The sequence below is a fragment of the Candidatus Margulisiibacteriota bacterium genome (assembly GCA_028715625.1).
In the GTDB taxonomy this organism is placed as follows: domain Bacteria; phylum Margulisbacteria; class Riflemargulisbacteria; order GWF2-35-9; family GWF2-35-9; genus JAQURL01.
This window is the reverse complement of sequence record JAQURL010000001.1, coordinates 59,586-74,183: the sequence shown is the minus strand read 5'-3', so window position 1 is coordinate 74,183 and position 14,598 is coordinate 59,586. Positions and strand designations below refer to the sequence as shown.

Here is a 14,598-nt window from a genome sequence, read left to right as displayed (position 1 = left end):
AAGTTGGATGTCAATTATCATAACGGCCAGATGAGAGGGAATAGAAAAGAAAGGTTAAGAAGGAAGGATGAAGGATTTAGACTAAAAAATGAAGTCAAATCTAGCGGATTTACATAGCAGGAAGCGTTTTTCATTAATATGACCTTCCATAACCGTCAGCACTGGATTAGGTAAAACTTCCACCTCTTTAAATATCTTTTTTAGATGCGCAATTTTTTCTTCATCTGGTTTAGTAAAAAATAAAACATTATCATTCGTTTTAATTTTTGGCATAAACCAAAGGCTGAATTGTTTTGAGCCCCAAGCTGCGGGGTTTTTGAACTCGCCTTGGGGGAAATAGACAGTTTTATTTAAATAATAGGACAATTGTCCTACAGAGCCATGGAAGTCGGAAATTATTGACAGGTTGTCGGATAAAGAATAAATAATAGGTTCGAGGTTTTTTCCCAGACTATAATTTTTCATTATTTTGGGGTAGTGTATAAGTACTGCCGGTCCTGTAAACAGAAGAATTACCACGAGAAGTATTGTGAAGAAACCTTGTAAAATATTAGCTCTTATTAATATGCCGTTTAAGATTATGCCAATATAAATAGCAAGGGGTATATACATGATAGCAGTCCAGTGCCCCCAAACCTTGGTATACATACTTAAAAAAAGAAAAGAGATAAAAATAAATAACCCTAAAATAAGAAACAGATGTTTGGGTTGTTTTTTTATTGCTTTTATTAAATAAAACAAACCAAATGGAGAAAAATAAAGTATTTGTTCCAACAGAAAATCTATTGAACCGGAAAAATTAAGCTGAGTACCAAGTCTTGCTGCATGAAAGCTTAAGGAAATGAATTGATTTTGCATATTCCATAATATCAGGGGTAATAAGGCAAGAAAGAACAAAACTAACGAAATCAGAAACTCTTTAGAGCGGACAAGCTGCCTAAGCTCTTTTTTATAGAGTATGTAACCAAAAAGAAAAACTATAAGTAAAACACCTGTATATTTGCTCAGCAAGCACAAAGCGGATACCATAGCCAAGATGTACCAGTACCTGACATTGAGTGTTTGTTCAAGCTTTAAAAAGAAGTAAATGATCATGGAAGAAAATAAAAGGAGGGGTTGTTCTACCTGCATGGTTATTCCAACAATAAAAATATATGGTATTAAAAGGAAAAACAAAGTTGTCTGAGCGGCGTTTTCTTTATTCCCACTATATAAAAAAGAACTTTTGTATATAAAAAAAAGTGTACTGCCAAGGCAAAATAAGGAGGCTAAGCGTATAGCAAATAATGGTTCCCTGAAAATGAAGATAAAAAGAATATTGATCCAGGCAATCATGCCAGGATGATCCACATAAGATAATGCCGGATGTTTGGCCCATAACAGGTAATAGCTTTCATCGGCTGAAGGAGGTATAAGAAAGGCCAGGCAAAGCCGAAAAAATATTGCTATACTTATTATTAACCAGGTTGAAGAAAAATTTTTCACAGTTATATTATAGACGGTAAGAAGAATGCTTGCTATATTCCGAGGTTATTACTTAAGAACTTTAATAAATTTTTTTGAATATTTATTTCCTTTTCACTTAGCAGCATTCCGGGAACAAACCAAATACCGGGGGCAAGGACTTGAGGGAAAACAGGTTTATGGATTGTATAGTCAAAACGTTCCATTTTTTCTTTTAAAGCCTGATTCTTGCTTTTTTTAGTGCAATAAATGTAGCCTTCATTATTTTCCACAGTAGGTTCATTATCACCGGTGTTTGGAGCAATCAGATGTCGATAGCGAAAAGATATTTTTTTATGCAAGTTTAACCAGATTTGCTCATCCTTTATAATCAGGAACAGATAGCCTGAAATGTTTGTATATATGAAATGAACATTTTCAGGATGTTTATTGGTAATTTGTCCGAAAAGCCATTTTATTTCGTTGGGTTTAATAATTATCCTGGTTTTTTCAGGTATAAAAGGTAAAGAGGAATTTAGCAGTCCGATAATTTTATATTTCATAATATATTATCGTACAAAATTTACTGTAATTGATAATTTTTATTGAATTTATTTTTAAAGCTTTTATAATATACTCACCTGAAAGGAGGTTACAGCATGATTTCTAAAGATATGAAGATTATAGATATGTTAAACGAATATCCCGATTCAATTTCGATTATGCAGAAGCATGGAGTTGGATGCTTGGGTTGTATGCTGGCACATTCTGAAACAATCGGTGAGGGCTTGGCCGCTCATGGTCTGGATGTTGACGCTGTATTAAAAGAAATTGAAGATTTGACCCTGGCAAGCAAGAAAAAGTAGCATCAGCTGATGCGCTCGCTAACAGGAGTGAGATTATGGGCCTGAGAAAGATTATTGAAATTGACCGGGATAGTTGTAATGGCTGTGGATTATGTACTAAAGCTTGTGCAGAGGGAGCTCTTGAGCTTGATAATGAAGGCAAAGCAGTACTTATAAGGGAGATTTTTTGTGATGGGCTGGGTGCCTGCCTTGATGTTTGCCCCACAGGAGCCCTAAAAGTGGTGGAAAGAGATAGCGAGGATTACAATCCTCAAATAACATATGAGCATGTCTTGAAATCGCAGGGAGAAGCTGCGGCCAAACTTGTTCATGGAGCGCAAGAGAAAGAATCACCGAAACTGGCTTGCGGATGCCCCGGTACTATGGCCAAAGAAATCAAAAAGAAGGTTTCTACTGAACAAAATAGTAACGGTAATGATAATTTAATGTCCGAACTTAGCCAGTGGCCGATACAACTTCAGTTGGTTTCACCGCAAGCGCCATATTTCAATAAATCGGACCTGTTGATTGCTGCTGATTGTACAGCTTTTGCCCTGAATAATTTTCACGGCAAGTTATTAAAAGGCAAAAAGCTGGTAATTGCCTGTCCGAAGCTGGATAACAGTGAGAGTTATATTACGAAAATAGCTGAGATAATCAAACAAAACGTGATCTATTCATTAACCGTAGCGATTATGATTGTTCCCTGCTGTTCAGGCTTGTATAGAATAGCTGAAGAAGCGGTTAAGTTGTCAGGCAAAGATATAGCAATCAGAAAGCTGGTTATTACTTTAGAAGGCGATGTAAAAGCTGAATAAGGTAATTGATAGTTTTTATTCCCACTCAATAGTGGAAGGTGGCTTGGAGGTGATATCATATACTACGCGATTTACCTCCGGGATCTCGTTTATGATCCGGTTAGATATCGTTCCCAGCACATCATAGGGCAGATGAGCCCAATTAGCAGTCATGGCGTCTTCACTCGTTACCACACGAACAGCAATAGTGCTTAAATATGTACGTTTATCACCCATTACACCCACTGAACGGATAGGCAGCAGGACCGCAAAGGCCTGCCAGAGCTTGCGATATAGTCCGGCTTTTTTGATTTCAGCCATTACTATGTCATCAGCTTCCTGAACAACTTTAACTCTTTCGGGTGTAACTTCGCCGATAATCCTGATGGCTAAGCCAGGGCCCGGGAAGGGCTGACGAAAAACAATAGTTTCAGGGACCCCCAGTTCAACTCCTACTTGTCGTACTTCATCTTTAAAAAGTTTTTTTAAAGGTTCGATTATTTTGAAATTCATTTTTTCAGGCAAACCGCCAACATTATGATGCGTTTTTATTTTAGCTGCGTTTTTAGAAACACCAGTTGTCGCACTTTCAATAACATCAGGATATAAAGTGCCTTGTGCTAGAAAAGGAATATTGCCTTTAAGTTTTTTTGCCTCCACCTCAAAAGTATGAATAAATTCATGCCCGATAATTTTCCTTTTTTGCTCCGGATCAATAACATCTTTGATTTTTTCAAAGAATTGTATGGAAGCATCAATGTGTATAAGTCTGATTTTAAAATGTTTATTAAACAGTTCAACAATTTTTTGCGCTTCATTTTTTCGCATAAATCCCTGGTCTATAAACATACAAACCAACTGGTCTCCTATAGCTTTTTGCAAAAGGACAGCTGTGGTGGTGGAGTCTACACCTCCGCTCAAAGCTAACAAAACTTTTTCTTTACCTACTGTTTGTCTGATTTCTTCAATTGTTTCTTCAACAAAATTTTTCATGTTCCAGGATGGAGATAGTCCGGAAATATTATAAACAAAATTTTTAATAATATCCGTCCCCTGCTGAGTGTGCACAACCTCAGGATGGAACTGAACACCATAGAATTTTTTTTCTTTATTGGCAACAGCGGCAAAAGGAGTATTATCGGAATGGGCGATTTTCCCGAAGCCTGGCGGGAGTTTGGTAACACTGTCACCATGGCTCATCCATACAGTAATATTTTCCCAAATTCCCGAAAAAAGGTCTGAGCTGTCATCGATAATCAACTCTGTTTTTCCATACTCATGTTTTTTAAAATGAACAACTTCTCCACCTAACAAATAAGCCATTAACTGCAGACCATAACAGATGCCTAAAATTGGTATGCCCAATTTGAAAATTTCTTTATCGCATTTGGGAGCATTATCATCATAAACTGAAGATGGTCCACCTGAAAGAATAATAGCTTCGGGGTTATGAGCTTTTATTTTTTCCAGAGAAGAATCTCCGGGAATGATTTCGCAATAAACTTTACATTCCCTGACACGTCTGGCTATAAGTTTTGAATATTGAGAACCGAAATCAAGAATTAATAGCATTATTTATGGTACATCCCTAACTGCTGAGCTCTTTGATAAACTTTTCCTTCGGTAAGCAGAGAAGGAGCGATAATAATTTCTATATCCTGCATTTCTTTAATATTTCTTGCACCTAAAGTTCCCATTGATGTTTTTAGCGCACCGGAAAAGTTCTGGGTACCGTCATCATAAACCGCAGGTCCATGGATAATTGATTCCAGGGAGCCTATGGTCCCTACTTTTATTCTGGTGCCACGGGGCAGGGTAGCATTGGGTGTTGCCATACCCCAGTGATAGCCCCGTCCGGGAGCTTCTTTTGATTTAGCCAGTGGAGAACCGATCATAACGGCATCAGCTCCACAGGCAATAGCTTTGCAAATATCTCCGCCGGTAGCAATACCACCATCAGCAATAATAGGTACATAACGATTCGTATCTCTGAAATAATCTGTCCTTGCGTCAGTGGCATCAGCAACCGCAGTAGCCATAGGTACCCCGATTCCCAATACTCCACGGGATGTACATGCTGCTCCTGGGCCTACACCTATAAATATCGCAGCCACACCTGTTTTCATAAGGCTTAGTGTCGTTTCGTAGGCAGTACAATTACCGACCATAACCGGTATTTTGAGCTCTTTGACTAGTCTGGAAAGGTCAAGGGCGCCATAATGAGTTGAAAAATGTTCAACGGAAACGACTGTTGACTGTACAAGAAAAGCATCAGCCCCAGCCTTTTCTGCGATTTTACCAAAACGATCGGCATCTTGTGGAATTGAACTGACAACAGCATAAGCGCCATTAGATTTAATTTCTTTTATTCTTTTAGTAATCAGTTCTTCTTTAATGGGTTCCTGATATATTTTTTGCATTAATTCCACATATTCAGTATTGGAAACAGAAGAAATTTTTTCCAGTATCTGATCCGGATTATCGTAACGGGTTTGGACACCATGCAGATTTAAAATGCCCAATCCGCCGAGTTTGCCCATAAGTATTGCTGTTTTGGTATCAATAACGCCATCCATTGCCGAACCGATAATAGGTACCTTTAATTCTAATCCGGCTATTTTTACCGAGATATCTACATCATTCATATCAATTGTTGTTTTTTGGGGAACGAGGGCAATTTCATCTAATCCGTAAGCTCTGCGAACTTTTTTATATTTACTTAGCGATTCCATATTAATGTCCTTTACTTGTTTAACCGATAGCAAAACGAATAAAACTTTTTACCGATACATTTTTACCTGCTTTTTTGCTGGCTTCAGCAAGTATATCTTTAACTTTAACATTGGGGTCTTTAACAAAATTTTGTTCCAGCAAACAAACTTCCTCGTAATATTTTCTGATTTTTCCCTCAACTATCTTGTCTGCCATATTCTCCGGCTTGCCTTCATTAATAATTTGTGTCCTTAAAACTTCCTTTTCTTTGGCAATATCAGCTGCAGGTATATCATTAACACTAATACCGCTTGGGTTGGAGGCGGCTATATGCATGCTGATATCCTTGGCAAGGTCTTCATTGCCTTTGCCGTTTATTAAGTTTACAATTACACCGATTTTATTGTTGGAATGTACATAAGCACCCAAACAATCATTAGCGCTTACGTTTGTTGAGTAGATCCTGTTTAAAATTATTTTTTCCCCAATAACACCACCAAGCTCATCAACTGCGTCCTTTACAGTTTTCTTGGAGTCATATTTAACAGCAGCAAATGTTTCCATATCCTTGCTTTTATTTTTTTCCAACAATTTCAATAACTCACCTGCCAGATTTTGGAAATTTTCATTTCTGGAAACAAAGTCGGTTTCAGAATTCAATTCGACCATATAAGCTTCATCTTTAGAGGTGTTCAGAAGAATTTTAATAATACCTTCTCTGGCTTCGCGTTCGCTTCTTTTCGAGGCTTTAGCAATTCCTTTTTTACGCAAAAGGTCTGCAGCCTGTTCCATGTCTCCGTTGCATTCCTGAAGAGCTCTTTTGCAATCCATCATTCCGGCATTTGTTTTAACTCTTAATTCCTGTATTTGAGCGTTAGTTATATTGGCCATTTGCTTAATCCTCCACTACATTCATGTCTTCATACATTTCCTGTAATTCAAGACTTTTTTCAAAGTCATCCTGGTCCATAGGCACTTCCTCAGCCAAAGGTGCTGCAGCAGTTTCGGCTGGCACAGATGCCTCAGGCGCAGCAGAAACTAAAACATTTTCCAGTTCTTTGGTTATTGCTTCGTCGCCGGTCACAGGCAGAAGCTTCTTTCCTTCCAGCACAGCATTGGCAATTATACTGGCCAGAAGCTTAATTGTTCTAATTGCATCATCATTAGCTGGGATAGGATGGTTTATTAAATCCGGATCACAGTTAGTATCTACAATGCCGACAATAGGAATTTTTAAAACATTAGCTTCATGAACGGCAATTTCTTCTTTTTTTGTATCTACGATAAAGACTATGTCCGGCAATTTGACCATTTCTCTCATGCCATTAAGATGGAACTGAATTTTACTGCATTTTTTTGATAATACAGACTGTTCTTTAATAGCCAATGAATCAAACAAGCCGTTTTCTTTCCAGGTTTCTATTTCTTTCATTCTATTTACTGATTTTTTTATTGTTTCGAAATTCGTAAGCATTCCACCCAGCCAGCGGTTGCTGACATAGGGCATACCACAACGCTTTGCTTCTTCTTCTATTGCGGATTGTGCCTGTTTTTTGGTGCCGATAAATAAAATTGTAGCGCCTTTGGAAACTTTTTCCTTGATAAAATCATAAGCTTTATTAATATAAACCAATGTTTTTTGTAAATCTATAACATGTATATCATTACGTGAAGTATAAATATAAGGTTTCATTTTTGGGTTCCAGCGTCTGGTCTGATGCCCGAAATGAACTCCGGTTTCCAGGAGTTGCCTCATGGAAACGACTTTTTCCGGGATGATTTTTTTGGGAGCTATACTGGGTACTGCTTCTTTTTTTGCAACCTTTTCCTGTTCCTTTTCGTTTTCCTTAATTTCTTCCGTTACATTTTTCTCTGTCATTTAAAAACCTCCGATTTTGTTTTTCCTCTATTTACCTGGTTTAAACAGCAGCAATTTTTGCCACACGCTATTTAACAAAGGGTAAATATGTGTATTTAGCTCCTTAGAGCTTTAAAAAATTAGGTCATAGTTTAGCACGGCAGGCTTAATTCGCCAATAGTGAGGTATTAAATTTTTAATGAAAATTTATGATATTCCCGCTATGTTTGGAGCAAAGATGGAAAGTCCGAAAAAATACAAACTACCAATGATTATTACTATGCCTATCCAGAAAGAAACCATGCTTATAATAGACTCTCCTTCGGAGAGATTAATCAGCATGGTTCCTATACCAATTGCGATTAAATTAAGAAGACCAATAACAACTAACATTAAAGCTATGGACTAATCAGTCATTTTTGACAGGGAGTTTTTTGATCATAATGACTTCAGTTCCCTTGTCCGGCGTAGAGGTATGGGTGACTTTGTCCATTAAACTGCGCATGAATACAATTCCCAGTCCCAGTCCGATTTTATCGGGGTCAGATAAATTATTTTCAGACTGTTCATTTACCTCAAATCCTCTTCCGTGATCGACAACCTTTATCTCCAGAAAGTCATCGTGGATGAGGAAAATAATTTTAATTTCCCCAATTTTGTCTCCGTAGGCATATTGCACGGCATTGGTGCAAGCTTCAGAAACAGCGATCTTTATATCTTCAATATCCTCATGAGTAAACTTCATACGATTTGCAATACCGGAGGCAGCCAAACGAGCTACTCCTACGTAATCAGATAAACTGGGGATAGATAACTCAATTTTTATCGGTTCAACCATGCTGGCCCCTCCTTTTTAACTGTTCTTGCTGTTGATTTGATTTAGAGCTGTATCTTCATTGTCATAAAGATTAAAGTTCGTCGATATCAGACCTGACACATCAAATATTTTTCGTATTTGCGGGGTTGCATTGATGATAGTAACATAACCGTTGGATATTTTTGAGATTTGACTGGCCCCATTGGCAATTACGCCCAACCCGGTACTGTCTATATAACGAACATTCCCCAGGTTAATTATCAAATCTTTAGTGCTTGGATATTTCTCAAAAATTATTTTCAAGGCATCACTTAACTTTGGATAGGTATAAACGTCAATCTCACCCTCCAGGTCTATAATCGGTATATTGTTTTTCTCTCTCATGGACACATTTAAATCAAGAACCATTTAATCACCACCCCTTTTTATTTTATTTTATCATATCATATAAGGATATGAATAACTAGTTTTCACCATTTATTGTATTAGCCTGAGGATAGAATTTAAAAGTAAACCCGAATTTCAGTAATTCGGAATTTAAATCAACAGCATCTATATTTAGAAAATATCTTTTGTATTCAATAAAAAAAGAAGACTGTTGGGAAAGAGAAAAGTTAAGACCTCCGATAAAATGGTAATTAAGTCCCTGTTTATTGATATAATCCTGAATTATTGTATAGCCCGCTCCCGCTCCCAAATAAGTATCAATTCGAGACATAATCCCATAACCGACTAAAATGTCAAAATCCAGCGGATAAGTTTTCATAATGTTGCCGGCGCTATCCTTGTTGGAACCTGCTCCTAAACTGAATTTATAACTGAATAAATCTTTGGTTATAAGGCCGTACTCAAGGCTATAAAATCCTTCCTGTATGGAAAAGCCCGGATAAAACAGGTTGCCGGCGGATAAGGCAAAGACAGAATAGGAACTTAAAATACGTTTATTCATTTGTTCTTTTTGCATCTCTGCAAGGGTTTTTATTTTAACTTGTCTGGGATGCACGAAACCAAAGGATGAGGATAGGACAATTAAAAAAAGCAGGAATAATATTTTTTTCATTTTATTTTATGAATTTTATCGAAATTTACCTAATCATAGCACATACTTTATTAAATTTTAATATATCAAATTTTTAAGAATTTTAATGCTCCAGAATGTAGACAAAATATGAAATTTAATGTTAACCTATAAAAAATATATATTCTAAACAGAGGGGAAACGATGTTAATCAATACTAACGATGAAATACAATATATTGGGACCAAGGAAAATGGTCAACCCTTAACTGCCGTTATTGTAGATGATTCCATGGCTATGGTTAAGATAGTCAGCCGAACATTGAGTGATTTCGGGTTTAATATTTTAGGTTCAGCCAGCAATGGTGAGGAAATTATTGATGTTTTGAATAAAATAACAGAAGATGTGGACCTGATTACCCTTGATATAACTATGCCCAAGAAAGACGGGCTTGCCGTTTTGCCAGAATTGGTGAAAATGAAGCCAAAAACAAAGATAGTAATGGTTTCAGCTCTTGGAGACAAGAACAGAGTGATACAGGCAATGCAGATGGGTGCACATTATTATATTGTCAAACCGTTCAGAAAAGAAACTTTTTACGTAGTTTTGAGAAGAATATTTAAAAACTAAAACACCTCAAGATTTTTAAATCTCAGCAAAATCCAGCAACCTTAACGTTCCGTCATCATTTTTCTTATCAACGTTTTGGGTAACCGTTGTTCCATCTTGGGCGGAATGATAAACAGCATAGATATTTTTAGAATTTTTATTAAGCATAAAGGGAGAATGGGTGGTATAAAAAATCTGGAATTGCTCGGATGTTTTTGTTTCCATTATTTCTCTGAAAATTTTTTGATTTTCAGGGTGCAAAATAAGCGCGGGATTTTCTGTTAGGACTATTGTGTTTTTACTTTTAAATTTAAAGAACTGTAAAGTACTTATAAAAGATAGGATATAGACAAACGAACTGCTGAATTTTTCTATAGGGATTTCAACATTATTAGATGTATCAATTACAAAAATTTTAAACATTGAGTCTACTATGTTGTTATCAACAACAATGTACTTGTTATCAAAGCGAAGTCTGTATGATTTGAAATCGGGGAATAAATGAAACAGCTCATTATTAATCTGGTCGGCCATTTGTTCCAGCTTTAGTTTCACCTCTGTAGCATCTCCGAAAATTAATTCATCAATATCAGCATTTATAAGCTTACAAAAAGCGGTCGACGGATTGACGCTCTCCTTGTTCATATCGCTATAAAGATCTTTATTAATGTATTTAAGAGAAAGATTATTATTAAAATCAGGTATGGTTTTTAAATAATGAATTTTAGGCAGGAAAGAGGAAAGATATCCATCTATTATTTCTTCTTTCATAGACCGGAGTTGCAGAATTTCCAGTTGATTAATAAAGGATGTAACTGTTTTAGGCGGGTTCTCGAATTTTCTGGCCTCTGTCAGGCATTCTTCAATAGTAGCGATATCTTTGAGCAGGTTGCCAAATTCTACAGGTAATTGACGTTTAAAAATAATATGATTGATATAAACGTTCTCATCAACCTCAAAATCCCAAACAAACTGATTGCTGTAGTTTTTAGTAATTTTTATTAGGTTTGATTTTAAGCAATGATTTCCGAATTTCAGGTAAATAATTTCAGTTTCTTCCTTGGAGAGTTCGAATTCCGCCTCAACAATAACTGTGGATTCATTAACAAAATCTGTTTTGTTTTTAGGGGCGTCAAGAATATCATAAAGGCTGGCTGAAGAGGATGGTAAATAAGGATTAATTTTATGTATGGCTTCCAGGAACGCTGATTTGCCTGAGTTATTCTTGCCTATTAAACAGTTTAATGCCCCAACTTCGATAAGGCCTGAATTATAAATAGATTTATAATTTTTTATCCTGATTTTTTTTATAATCATTTTTTATACCGGGTGATCAGTTATGCCTATAATCATAACCTAGAATTTTACATTATCAAAAGAATTTTTAAACTTTTAATTTACTTTTTAATGTTTCAGCGAAATTAATGGCTAATTTAATATCTTTTGTATCAGGGTGACCCTTGGCAATTCCACCGAAAAATTTCCATAATCCAAATGTATCATATCCTCTACACGAAAATTCCCCGACAAGTTCTGCGCCTTTGTTTCTTAATAGACTTTTTAGAGAGGAGTGATAAAAAAAATCAACAACAGTTCCTCGGGTCGAAAATATGAACACTTTTTTGTTTAATTCAGGCAGATATTTAACCAATTTTAAAAGGTCTTGATGCAATTGGCTGAAAAAGACCCCAGAACCGAACCCTATAATATCGTAAGAACTTAGCTGTTCCGCTTTCACTTCTTGCGGTTGTTTTAGGTCGGCTTTCAGTTGTTCGGCAAGAACCTGTGCAAGTTTTTCAGTATTTTTATGATGAACAGATTTGTAAATAATCAGGATATTCATGACACTACTGAATAAAAAAGGAAAACAGAAAATAGGTGATGCTGGAAAAAAGAGCCGCAATTGGAATTGTAATCAACCAGGCCCATATTATTTGTCTGGCTGTGATCCAGCGTACATTATTCACATGTTCAACAGTTCCAACACCCATAATTGAACCGGCAATAACATGGGTTGTACTTACCGGTATTCCCGCATGCGCTGTACCTAACAAAACAAAAGCAGCGGCTGTATCGGCACAAAAGCCTTCCATCTGGCGGATTTTTATTATATTTGTTCCCATGGTTTTAACAATTCTCCAACCTCCGAACAGAGTTCCCATAGAGATTGCACTATAACAAGCCAACACCACCCAATCATTTATTATGAAAGATTTATTTATTCCAGAGGTATACAAAGTTAAAGCTATTATACCCATAGTTTTTTGCGCATCATTGGTGCCGTGCCCGATACTATAAAATGTTGTAGCTATCGGTTGCAATCTTTTAAATATTTTTGTAGCTTTTTGTGGTTTTAACTTTTTTGCTAATCGAATAATAATTATGGTAAAAACAATTGAACCGAGCATTCCCAATAAAGGTGCTATAAAAATAAATAGAAAGATCTTCATTAGCCCGCTGACAATTATAACCTGGATCCCAGCGGAAGCTATCCCTGCGCCTATCAAGGCTCCTATCAAAGCGTGGCTGCTGGATGTGGGTATACCAAAAAACCAGGTAATCAGGTTCCAGATAATTGCCCCGACAATAGTTGCCAATATTATGTGTAAGGTTATGAAATCAATATTTACCACACCTTTTCCCACCATTTTTGCTACAGCGGTACCGAAAGTGAAATAACCGATAAAGTTTGAGATACCAGCCAGAAAGACAGCTTGTAAGGGTGTTAAAGTTTTGGAAGCGACAATTGTTGAAATTGCATTAGCGGCATCATGAAAACCGTTAATGAAATCGAAAATCAAAGCGAAAACGACAATAATAATAACGAGAGTCAACATTTAACACCTAACATTTTTCACTTAACAATCTGTTAAGCTTGTTTTACTTTAATGCCGCGAATAATTTTGCCTACATAGTCTACCGCGTCCACAATAGACTCAAGATGTTCATATAATTCTTTGTAACGGATAATATCAATTGGTGCATGTTTCAGGCTAAACAACTCTGCTATGGAAGTATGAAACAGGTCGTCAGCTTCATTTTCCAGAAAGTGCATTTTTACCTGTATCTGTTCGACATTTCTTTTGTTTTCCAGTTCTTTGATGAGTAAAACCATTAATTGTCCGATTGCAATAATAATATCAGCGAATTTGTTTGCATTACTTGGGACTTTATTGATTTTATAAATATCTATTTTTTTAGCAAGATTGTTCAAAATATCAATAGCTCTGTCGAGTTTAATAGCAAGAGTGTGAATATCTTCCCGATCGATCGGGGTGATGAAAGTCTGATTCAGTTCATCGATCATTTTCTTTTCTATGGAATCCCCGCGGCTTTCGCATTCTTTAATTGATAAAAGCAGCAATTTTTTTTCGTCTTCTTTCATAGTTTCCAGATTAGCTAACAGGTCTCTGAAAAGCACTGATGCTTCTGCAAAGCAGTTCGCGTGGTCCAGCATGTAATGAAAAAATTTGGTTTCTCTGGGTAGTAAAAAATCAAAGATGTTAAATTTCATAATCCGTGCTAATTTTAGCATGCTGTTGTTAATTTTGAACAGGTTGTTTATTTGCCAAGGTATTTTCTGTCCAAGTGGCAAAAATATTATAGCAAATAGAAGTATTCGTTGATATAATTGCCTTTATTCGATTAAGGAGAGATCGCCTAGTTGGTCTATGGCGCCACTCTGGAAAGGTGGTTTACCGCAAGGTATCGAGGGTTCGAATCCCTCTCTCTCCGCCAGTCTTCGCTTAGCGACGAGAAGTCGAGGAGATTAGCGAAGACTGTCACGCCGAAACATAGTGAAGGCGGACAAGTAAAAGATAGTTGTCGCAAAGCTTCGACTCGGCAAGCCAGCCCACTATCTCACCTTGCTCCTGTCTAAGTTTTTAGCTACGTCACGAAAAATCGGCTCGAATTTCATTTTGAAGAAAAGCAAAATTTTGCGCATTGAGTTAATATTCCATTATGGTATATCCTGATTTGGAATATATCATAAAATTATCGGGGTTTCAAACTATTTATGGCTAAAACAATTTATAAAGAAAAGTACTTAAAGCTTATTGATAGGCTTAAACAAGCTAGAAGTGAGGCTAATCTAAAGCAAATTGATGTTGCCCTCTTGTTAAATAAACCACAATCATACATTTCTAAAATAGAATCTGGAGAACGTCGTCTAGATGTCATTGAAATGATGGATTTTGCTAAGATTTATAAAAAAAAATGTGAAAATTTTCTTAGCTAAACCTTAAAACACATACTTGATGAATACAGGGATAACCAAAATGAATATTAATAATACGCCAATAACAATAAATTTAAGCTTAAATTTTTGTAGTCTATTAATTAAAAGTGGTGCCGCAATATATATGACGCCTACTACTAAAGAAACAATAAGCGATATAAGTCTACTTTCGGTCTCATTATAGGTTAGTCCAGCAGACATAGTCATTAAGTTAAACGATAGTGGAACAAAAAATGCCCAAGTCAATATTCGAAATAGA

The 14,598-nt window shown here is 36.3% G+C and carries 18 protein-coding genes and 1 tRNA gene; 6 read left to right on the top strand and 13 right to left on the bottom strand.

Annotation, left to right across the window (positions count from 1 at the left end; genetic code table 11):
- Positions 1-81: 81 nt before the first annotated feature.
- Together PHV30_00405 and PHV30_00400 are read right to left on the bottom strand one after the other, a co-directional pair.
- Positions 82-1,485 carry a glycosyltransferase family 39 protein gene (locus PHV30_00405; GenBank protein ID MDD5455472.1) on the bottom strand — a complete coding sequence of 468 codons (1,404 nt, stop codon included), beginning with the start codon at positions 1,483-1,485 and terminating at the stop codon, positions 82-84.
- A gap of 32 nt (positions 1,486-1,517) precedes the next feature.
- A complete protein-coding gene (locus PHV30_00400; GenBank protein MDD5455471.1) occupies positions 1,518-2,006 on the bottom strand; it encodes a hypothetical protein in 489 nt (162 codons plus the stop codon).
- Positions 2,007-2,102: 96 nt separating this feature from the next.
- Here PHV30_00400 and PHV30_00395 point away from each other — a divergent pair, with 96 nt between their 5' ends.
- Positions 2,103-2,309, top strand: coding sequence for a DUF1858 domain-containing protein (locus PHV30_00395; protein ID MDD5455470.1), 207 nt, complete (start codon positions 2,103-2,105; stop codon positions 2,307-2,309).
- A gap of 35 nt (positions 2,310-2,344) precedes the next feature.
- Positions 2,345-3,106, top strand: coding sequence for a 4Fe-4S dicluster domain-containing protein (locus tag PHV30_00390; protein MDD5455469.1), 762 nt, complete (start codon positions 2,345-2,347; stop codon positions 3,104-3,106).
- A 15-nt stretch (positions 3,107-3,121) separates the two neighbouring features.
- Here PHV30_00390 and guaA read toward each other — a convergent pair whose 3' ends face one another.
- From guaA to rpsB, 4 genes are read right to left on the bottom strand one after another with little or no spacing between them, the layout of a single operon-like run.
- A complete protein-coding gene (gene guaA, locus PHV30_00385; GenBank protein ID MDD5455468.1) occupies positions 3,122-4,657 on the bottom strand; it encodes a glutamine-hydrolyzing GMP synthase in 1,536 nt (511 codons plus the stop codon).
- Positions 4,657-5,817 carry a GuaB3 family IMP dehydrogenase-related protein gene (locus PHV30_00380; GenBank protein ID MDD5455467.1) on the bottom strand — a complete coding sequence of 387 codons (1,161 nt, stop codon included), beginning with the start codon at positions 5,815-5,817 and terminating at the stop codon, positions 4,657-4,659. Before PHV30_00380 ends, guaA begins: the two co-directional genes overlap by 1 nt.
- A gap of 19 nt (positions 5,818-5,836) precedes the next feature.
- A complete protein-coding gene (tsf, locus tag PHV30_00375) occupies positions 5,837-6,688 on the bottom strand; it encodes a translation elongation factor Ts (GenBank protein MDD5455466.1) in 852 nt (283 codons plus the stop codon).
- A 4-nt stretch (positions 6,689-6,692) separates the two neighbouring features.
- Positions 6,693-7,676 (bottom strand): 30S ribosomal protein S2, encoded by a 984-nt coding sequence (rpsB, locus tag PHV30_00370; GenBank protein MDD5455465.1) that lies wholly within the window; start codon positions 7,674-7,676, stop codon positions 6,693-6,695.
- Between the two features lie 178 nt (positions 7,677-7,854).
- On the opposite strand from rpsB, the gene PHV30_00365 reads away from it, so the two are divergent.
- Entirely contained in the window at positions 7,855-8,064 is a 210-nt protein-coding gene (locus PHV30_00365) for a hypothetical protein (protein ID MDD5455464.1), read from the top strand.
- On the opposite strand, the gene PHV30_00360 is transcribed toward PHV30_00365, so the two are convergent.
- Genes PHV30_00360 through PHV30_00350 form a run of 3 tightly spaced genes read right to left on the bottom strand, consistent with a single transcriptional unit; the run spans position 8,065 to position 9,532 of the window.
- Positions 8,065-8,493, bottom strand: coding sequence for an ATP-binding protein (locus PHV30_00360; protein ID MDD5455463.1), 429 nt, complete (start codon positions 8,491-8,493; stop codon positions 8,065-8,067).
- Between the two features lie 15 nt (positions 8,494-8,508).
- Positions 8,509-8,880 carry an STAS domain-containing protein gene (locus tag PHV30_00355; GenBank protein ID MDD5455462.1) on the bottom strand — a complete coding sequence of 124 codons (372 nt, stop codon included), beginning with the start codon at positions 8,878-8,880 and terminating at the stop codon, positions 8,509-8,511.
- A 55-nt stretch (positions 8,881-8,935) separates the two neighbouring features.
- Entirely contained in the window at positions 8,936-9,532 is a 597-nt protein-coding gene (locus PHV30_00350) for a hypothetical protein (GenBank protein MDD5455461.1), read from the bottom strand.
- Positions 9,533-9,694: 162 nt separating this feature from the next.
- Between PHV30_00350 and PHV30_00345 the strand changes: the two genes are divergently transcribed.
- On the top strand, positions 9,695-10,120 hold the full coding sequence (locus PHV30_00345) for a response regulator (GenBank protein MDD5455460.1): 426 nt from the start codon (positions 9,695-9,697) through the stop codon (positions 10,118-10,120).
- Positions 10,121-10,135: 15 nt separating this feature from the next.
- Here the strand turns inward: PHV30_00345 and PHV30_00340 are convergent, their stop codons facing one another.
- The 4 genes from PHV30_00340 to PHV30_00325 all read right to left on the bottom strand — a co-directional run bounded on the left by PHV30_00340 (position 10,136) and on the right by PHV30_00325 (position 13,613).
- On the bottom strand, positions 10,136-11,416 hold the full coding sequence (locus PHV30_00340) for an AAA family ATPase (protein MDD5455459.1): 1,281 nt from the start codon (positions 11,414-11,416) through the stop codon (positions 10,136-10,138).
- Between the two features lie 67 nt (positions 11,417-11,483).
- On the bottom strand, positions 11,484-11,942 hold the full coding sequence (locus tag PHV30_00335) for a flavodoxin family protein (GenBank protein MDD5455458.1): 459 nt from the start codon (positions 11,940-11,942) through the stop codon (positions 11,484-11,486).
- A 4-nt stretch (positions 11,943-11,946) separates the two neighbouring features.
- Complete coding sequence (locus PHV30_00330; GenBank protein ID MDD5455457.1) at positions 11,947-12,936, bottom strand: inorganic phosphate transporter; 990 nt, start codon at positions 12,934-12,936, stop codon at positions 11,947-11,949.
- Between the two features lie 32 nt (positions 12,937-12,968).
- Positions 12,969-13,613 carry a DUF47 family protein gene (locus PHV30_00325; protein ID MDD5455456.1) on the bottom strand — a complete coding sequence of 215 codons (645 nt, stop codon included), beginning with the start codon at positions 13,611-13,613 and terminating at the stop codon, positions 12,969-12,971.
- A 135-nt stretch (positions 13,614-13,748) separates the two neighbouring features.
- Between PHV30_00325 and PHV30_00320 the strand changes: the two genes are divergently transcribed.
- Positions 13,749-13,837 (top strand) — tRNA-Ser (locus PHV30_00320).
- 280 nt (positions 13,838-14,117) lie between these two features.
- A complete protein-coding gene (locus tag PHV30_00315; protein MDD5455455.1) occupies positions 14,118-14,339 on the top strand; it encodes a helix-turn-helix transcriptional regulator in 222 nt (73 codons plus the stop codon).
- Positions 14,340-14,598: the final 259 nt, after the last annotated feature.